Genomic DNA, 7,428 nt, shown 5'->3' with positions numbered 1-7,428 from the left:
GGGTAGTAATCATTGGCATCTGTAATCTCAAGAACTCCTGTGCTGTTTCTTCCGTAAGAAACCCTTACATTTCCAAGCTGGTCTATGTATTGGTAAATATACTGATCTTTTGCATAATCATAAAATCCTTCTGCAGTGGCAAAGAACTGTAGATCGGGAGTTTTAGGAGTAAGCTTTCTTGTTACATCCGGGGAAAAAGCCTCCGGCTCCATTGCTCTGCCAGATAAAGAAAGCATCTCTAATCCTGTACCACCCCCTGTATCTACATTTTCAGTGGTCAGATACTGAAAGCCATCCAGGTAATCTGTAGTTTTATTCGTAGTAGTAGATCCTACAACTCCTGTTATACTGGTACTGCTCTCTTTTCTTAACTTTGTTCCATCTGCCCTATATAAAGTCTTTACAGCAACAAGTTCATTACTGTTTTTGGTCATGAGCATTTCAGCAGGAAGATCAAGGAAATTATATTTAACAGACTGTATTCCCTTATCCAGCATGGTAAGCATATTTCCATTTGCATCATAAGTGATGGGACCTCCACCCCCTTCATAGCCGGCAAAGTTTTGAGAATCATCGGTAATCTTTATTACCTGATTTCCCGTATAGGTGTAGCTTAGATTGTCTATTACCGTAGCGGTATTGCTTCCGGATGCTATTACCGAAGTCCTGTACAGGCTGTTGATATTCCCATTCAGGTCATAGTCTAAAGATTCCGTATTCTCTTTACTGTAAGGATTATTCGGGTTTTGGTAATATCCTGCCTGAATCCTGTTCATACTGTCATATGAATATCCATATCTTTTTGGAGTTAAGGGTGGATTTACCCCTATTGTTTCTACAGCTCTCCAATCGATCTCCGCAATGCTGCCGTCGTATTTCGGAGTCACATTCTTTCCTGAGAACTGAACCTGATCGGGATTATCAATCCCTTCTTTTTGGCCGTATTTGATTCTGTAAGCAAATAACTTCCCACCCAGATCAGCTAGCCCCATCTGGTTTTTGTTAATGTCTGTCAGCCAGCCCCGGATATTATAGGTATAATCAATACTCTGCAGATTGTTTCCTACTTTCTTGTTGATCAGTTGAGAAAGCTCATTATAGGTATTTTCTGTCAGCAGCTCCTCTGGATTAGTGTTTACCTGATGATAATGCTGTTTAAGTCTTTTCTGTGCATCATAGATGAACCGTTCTTTAATGGTTACCCCCGGTTCATTTGCTTTACGGGCATGATAGGTAAAGGTTTTTTGCGGTGTTCCGGAAAAATCCAGTTGTACTTCGGTCTGTGTAGACCCTCCTAAATGATTGTTACCAAAGGTTCCAATTACCCTTCCTACCGTGTCATACCAGACAAATGAAGACGACCAGCTGTCATTCTCTATGTTCTTGGTATAGCTTGCAGTAGGAAGTGTTTTTGTGCTTCTCACTGAGCTTAATCCGTTAGAAACAATAGTTGTCGGAACAGATGCTAAGGTGGTTTGGTTTTGTATTAGTGCCGGTTGGTCTGGTGATCCTACAGGATATTCATCATAATAATCAACACTCAGAATCGTCATACTTTCTGTTGGGAAAGCTGTTTTTGTATAGTAAATATCCATCCCGTTAAGGGTAAATGGAGTGGTACTTTGAATTTCGTTATTATTGGCATTGGCAGACATATTATTCAGTGCAGCCTGCATTGCAGCTCTTTCCGCTGTATTAGCAAAGAACCCGGTATACACTGTTCTTCCGAATTTGTCGTACTTAGTAAACAGCCAGCCTCTTTTGGTGAAATTATTGCCTGTCGTTCGCAGATTAGCATCCTGAGAAAGCACAACGCGGCCCTGCTGATCGTATACCAGATATTCCCAGCCCCTTCCAGGAAGTTTCTTTTCTACAACCCTGTGGTATTTGTCATATTTATACTGGTAGCAGAGCTGGTCCTGTAAAGACAAAGTTAATGCTGAGACTGAAGCTTTTGGAGGAATCACCAGCGAAAGATTACCAAACTCATCATATACATAATAGGTATCCAGGTTTTCTGTCGTTCCATTGGCTTTTTTATTAATCTTTCGCGATAACAGGGTTTGTTTTCCTGAATTAATAAATAGCTGGGTTTCATTATCATTCTCATCCTTAGTAACCGTTTTATACAATGTATTGGCATTATAATATCCGTTGGTGGTATACGGGTCATTGGGAGCTGTAAGGATAGAGACATCATTGATTTGAGCCGATGCATTCCAGCTGGTTACCGCTTTAAATCTTTTAACCTCACCTGTATTGTTGGATAGATACTCTAACTTCTGGGTATGGGTTCCGTTCATCTGCCACTCAGCTCCGGGAGCGGCTGCTTTTACCGCTCGGGATAAGGGAGACTGTTCATACTGAACTTCCGAATAGGTATTGGAAACGCCATAATATGTATTTACAGAACTTTCTCCTATGCCCGGAATATAAGCTCCATTTTGGCTATCTACTGGCTGAGGCATAAAATCTTTGGTCCTCCTTCCTGACTGGTCATACATAGTAGGAACAGCTAAATCTTTGCCATTGGGAGATGCTTTAATAGCAATGCTTTGGGTAGTCCTTCCCAATCCGTCAAAATACTGGACTCCTTGGATCTGTGCAGCACCAGGCTGTTCTGAAGTAACAGGCTCTAAATAGGTCCTGCTGTATATATAATTTTCTGTAGTTGTTAAACTTTGCGCATGAAACAAAGCCACAACAAGAAAAGATATGATTGATATTATTTTTTTCATAGCTGATTAATTGTATAAATTATTATAGCTGCGGCTTTGTATTGTACTTGTAATCTTTAATAATATTACCGTTAACATCCACTACTGAGATTAATCTTCCGTTCTTATCATATTTATAGATTTCTCTTAATCCAGTGGCGGGTGTTACCGTTGTAATACCAATCATAGGATCATAGGTATAGGTAGTAATGATGAAATTCTTTACACCAGGGTTATTTCTGAAACTGTCTAACGCATTCATGAGAGTGACTTCAGAAGAAGCATCTACATCTGCATTGGACTTTAAAACAATATCGTCGGCCAGGGTTCCGATATCAGAAAGTTTTGCCCCTTCAATTTTGGCAATAGGAAAACTTTGATTATACCCCCAAATGATAACCGACGGATTTCCTCCTGCAACATCAGGATTGGAGGTCATTTGCTTTATATTTCCTTTGGAATCGTATTCGTCATACCTAACCACTGTTTTAGTACTATTGTCATTCGGATTGACAGCGATCACGGAAGATGGATATACTCCAATCGTTCCATTGTATTTCACTTCTGTTCTTGAAATGACCTTACCATTATTTTTTATTTCGGTAATTACAGGAACTCCTATCATATTAGCATTCTCAAGATTTTGATATCCTGCTAATCCTATAGGATAGCTTATGTATTTTTCTGAAATACTACCATCCGACGATGTTTCCTTTACAGATGCCACTCTAAAATTCGTGGTATTAAACTCAGTTTCTACTTTGTTTTCTACATATCGGTTATTATCCTGATAATTCTTAGTGGTAATTTTTGAACTTTTCAGATAAGCCTTTTTAGTAAAACCTCCATCCACAGCTATATCCGGGAAATCATTTAACGTTTCAAAACTAAAATCATAAAGAGAGGCTGAAACTGGCTTATTCTGGGCATTATATGCTTCGTTCTTTTCCTGCACACCCGCTCTGGTTATATTGTAGTAGGGCCAGAAACTTACATTGCTCCCATTATGGGTATATGGAAATTTAGGATAATCATTGGGCGTTTTGAAATAATAGTTGACATATCCATTGTTTCCACTATTCGTCACTTTTACATTTTTATATAAAACAAAAGGAGTACCTACAGTCGATGAACTTTCTGTTTCAGGGTAAAAAATAGTACCGCTTACACTGTTCGGATCGTTGAATACATTGTAATTATAGTCAGTTGATTTCTGTAAGGCAGGATTGAATTCAGAATTGTAATATTTCACATTCTTTATACGGATTCCCAATTGGCGATTATTATTGCTGGCATTCCTAAAAGGAGCCGGAATATTTTTTATTTCCTGAATCGTCATCTCTCCATGTCCTCCGGTACCTGACATGGTAATCGTATAAGTACCCGGGTATAGGTCGAAGTTTTTTAATGACCTTGCATTTCCTTCTAATTCAGGATCATTATAGTTATAGCAGGTATAAGTAGATCCAGATCCTCCAATACTATAATCAATAAAAGAATCATCAGCAAAAACAGGTTTATACTTCGTAGCTTCAAAAGTTATATAGATCTTTTTTAATACTCCCGGATCTCCTGTCACCTGAAAAGTATAAGTATTGGTTTGCTTGGTATTAACAGCTATGCCTTTAAATGTACTCATATATTGCACACTGGGATCTCCAAAAGAGCCGGGTGTTGCATAACCTGGAAGATTTTTATTGGTATAATATTCATTCGCATCGTAATTATACTCTACCATTCCTCCTGTCGGCATAACAATCTTATTAAGAGTTTTTACAGCGTATCGAGCTAAATTTACTCCCTCTGTAGCATTACAGGGGTCTCCGGGACCATAACTGTTTTCAGGTGAGAAATAGGGCAGCTGGCTATAAAGCAGCTTAGTGGTTTCCAGTGGTGGCCCTGTCAGGTTTTCTAAATTTATTTTATGAATACGCGTGAGAGTCCTCTTGTTTGCTGTTTCGATAGATCCAAAAATACTGTACCCCATCATCATGTATTCAAAACCATATTGCCCTATTATATTTCCAATACTATTTTTAAGAGAAACTTTCGTAATACTATACGGGTCATTCATTGTGTTTTCCAACGTCTGATCATAATTATAATCAATAACAATAGACCCCAATCCCGGAGATGTAATATTCTTTACCTTACATATCTGATATAAAATATTAGTACTTCCCGGTACCATTTTATTCTCCTTTTGGTATTCAAAGCTAAGCAGTGCTACATTGGCAGCATTTTTAACCTGAGTAAGATAAAAAGCTGATTTATACAAGGTCCCACTCGTAATGGCATTTCTATAACTTCTACTCTGACCGTAGTCATTGAATAAATACTTAAAACCATTGCCATCAGTTATAGTAAAGGAATTGATAATTAAAGTAGCATTATTGCTATTTCTGGTATACTCAATCTTAATATTATTAGGAGTTAGATTAAGTACTTTAAAAGTATTATTATCTGTATTTCTTTCTATTTTGAATTTACCAGATATCCCCGGAAGATTGTAATAATAAACGTCATTAAATTTATTCTTTTGATAATACTGCCAACTGGCATCATCGTATCTTTCATCCAATTCATCAACTATTTCTCTTGAGATTACTCCTCCGGAAAACATCGTCCATCCCATACCAACTTCACTACCGGCCTGTGTTTCATCCATATTTGCCGGATGATACTGAAGCAATAAATTCGCAGAAATGCTCTTATCATTGGTTAGCAGTGCTAGTAAAGGATAATTAATATCCGGTATTCCTGTTGCCAACGAAATAGGTGATTCAGTATAAGTAGGTAATGAAGATACTGAGGGAACAGGTCGTGGCAGATCTCCAAAATTAATATCTCCCTGTTGAGCATTTACGATAATGGACATCATAAAATTTATGATTATCCCTTTCATTAAAATAGAGTTCCTTCTCATTCTGTTATTTTTTAATCAATTTGGCATTCGCCGTTTTATTCGTATCCGTTTTGATGGTCACCAGGTAAGCGCCTTGTACAAGAGCCTGTGTATTGATTTTGGTAACATTATTCTTTGTTTTCAGACTTTGAAGCTGTCTTCCGCTCATATCATACAGCATAATATCTGCTTCTTTAAAATCAAAGCCGATTTCTACATAAGCATAATCGGATACAGGGTTCGGATAAATCTTGATATCATGTTTTTCTATTAACTGATCCACCTGTTTGTCTCCCAGTTTCACGATTTTCCAGTTCTCTTTTCCTAATTCCTCAGCACTGGTTCCTGCCAGAATAATTGAGCCATCTCTGTTAAGTCTCAAATCTGAAAGTCTCTCCTCTCTTTTTCTCGAGTCTCCACTCACATGTTTTCTCCATTGTTCATTGCCGTTTCCATCCAGATATAGCATCCAGAAAGTCTCATCATCCTTCTCTATTCTTCCTTCCGCCTGGGTATACCCTCCCAGCAATATTCCTTTTGTGGCATCTTGGTTTCTGGATCCTGACTCTTGACTCTGTATCACATTCATTCCCATCAAAATATCCCTGTTCTTGAAATTGTAAGATTTCTGCCATTGTTCATCTCCTCTTTCATTCAGTGAGATCAACCAAAGGTCTGTGCCTTCTTCAATACCTACTGATTTGTTTCCGGATCTCTCGGATCTGGACTCTCCACCGATGATAAAACCGTTTGAAGTTAAAGCCAGGGTTCTGATATGATCATCGCCTTTCCCGCCAAAGTTCTTTTCCCATTCTACTTTTCCGTTTTTATCCAGCTTTACGATCCAGTAGTCACCTTCGCCAAAATTGCTGCTGGCTTTTGGCATTTGGCTAATGGCTATCGAGGCAGCTGGTCTTTCAGTCGAAGGTTTAGTCTCAGGATTTCCAACCCCGGAACCCAGAACCTCGGAGCTCCTTGAATAGATTCCTAACAATGCTCCGCCGTCTTTCGTGGGTATCATTTTTTCTACTTCATCCAAGCCTCTTCCGCCGAGAATAAGCTGAGACAATTCTTTTCCGTCTTTATCCAGTCTGGTGATCCAGACATCTTTTGAACCGTAACCTTTGGATGAGTTTTGAATATTTCCGGCCACAAAAAAGCCTAAGTTGGTGGTTTGAATCACGGCTTTGGCTTCTTCATCTGAGGAAGTTCCCAGGGTTTTCTGCCACAGTTCATCCCCAAATTCATTCAGCCTGATCAGCCAGATATCCGATCCCCCTTTGGAATCATCTTTTTTATCCAGTCCTTTTCCGGAATAGGAAGTACCGGAAACCAGAAATCCTCCATCCTGAGTGGTCACAGTTGCGGATAAATAATCGTGGTTTTGTCCGGCAAAATATTTCTCCCAAACCTGCTCGCCCTGCTGGTTGAGTTTTACCAAATGAAAATCGTAACCGTTATTGAGCTTTTGGCTATTGGCAGCTAAAGACTGGCTTTTAGCCTGAATGCTGCTTCCTGTGATAAGATATTGCTGGTCAATGGTTGTGATTACCTGATTGAGAAAATCCTGAGTGGAAGATTTGATGTCCTTCTGCCAGATGACTTCCTGGGCAGAGAGGCTCAGAATGGTGCATAAGGTAAATGCACCCATGTAGAGTTTTTTCATGGATTGTGTAATTATCATTATTTTAATTCGATTGCAAAAATATCCTTTTTATGCCACTGCGAAAAGATTTATTTTATTGTATTGATTATGGATTTTATTACAACTTGGTATTTTTATTTTTCACTATTAATTTCTGTAGC

At 38.7% G+C, this 7,428-nt stretch carries 3 protein-coding genes; all 3 read right to left on the bottom strand.

The features are described 5' to 3' along the window. On the bottom strand, nt 1-2,738 hold a 2,738-nt coding region (locus tag DRF57_RS23095), incomplete at its 3' end, for a DUF6443 domain-containing protein (protein WP_115921095.1). 22 nt (nt 2,739-2,760) lie between these two features. Next, nucleotides 2,761-5,643, bottom strand: a complete 2,883-nt coding sequence (locus tag DRF57_RS23090; RefSeq protein ID WP_123863378.1) for an RHS repeat domain-containing protein — start codon at nt 5,641-5,643, stop codon at nt 2,761-2,763. Nucleotides 5,644-5,647: 4 nt separating this feature from the next. Beyond that, on the bottom strand, nt 5,648-7,288 hold the full coding sequence (locus DRF57_RS23085) for a T9SS type A sorting domain-containing protein (protein WP_115921093.1): 1,641 nt from the start codon (nt 7,286-7,288) through the stop codon (nt 5,648-5,650). Nucleotides 7,289-7,428: the final 140 nt, after the last annotated feature.

Source organism: Chryseobacterium rhizosphaerae (assembly GCF_003385455.1).
Classification (GTDB): Bacteria; Bacteroidota; Bacteroidia; order Flavobacteriales; family Weeksellaceae; genus Chryseobacterium; species Chryseobacterium rhizosphaerae.
The sequence above is the reverse complement of the archived record's forward strand: the minus strand, read 5'-3'. Positions and strand labels throughout refer to the sequence as shown.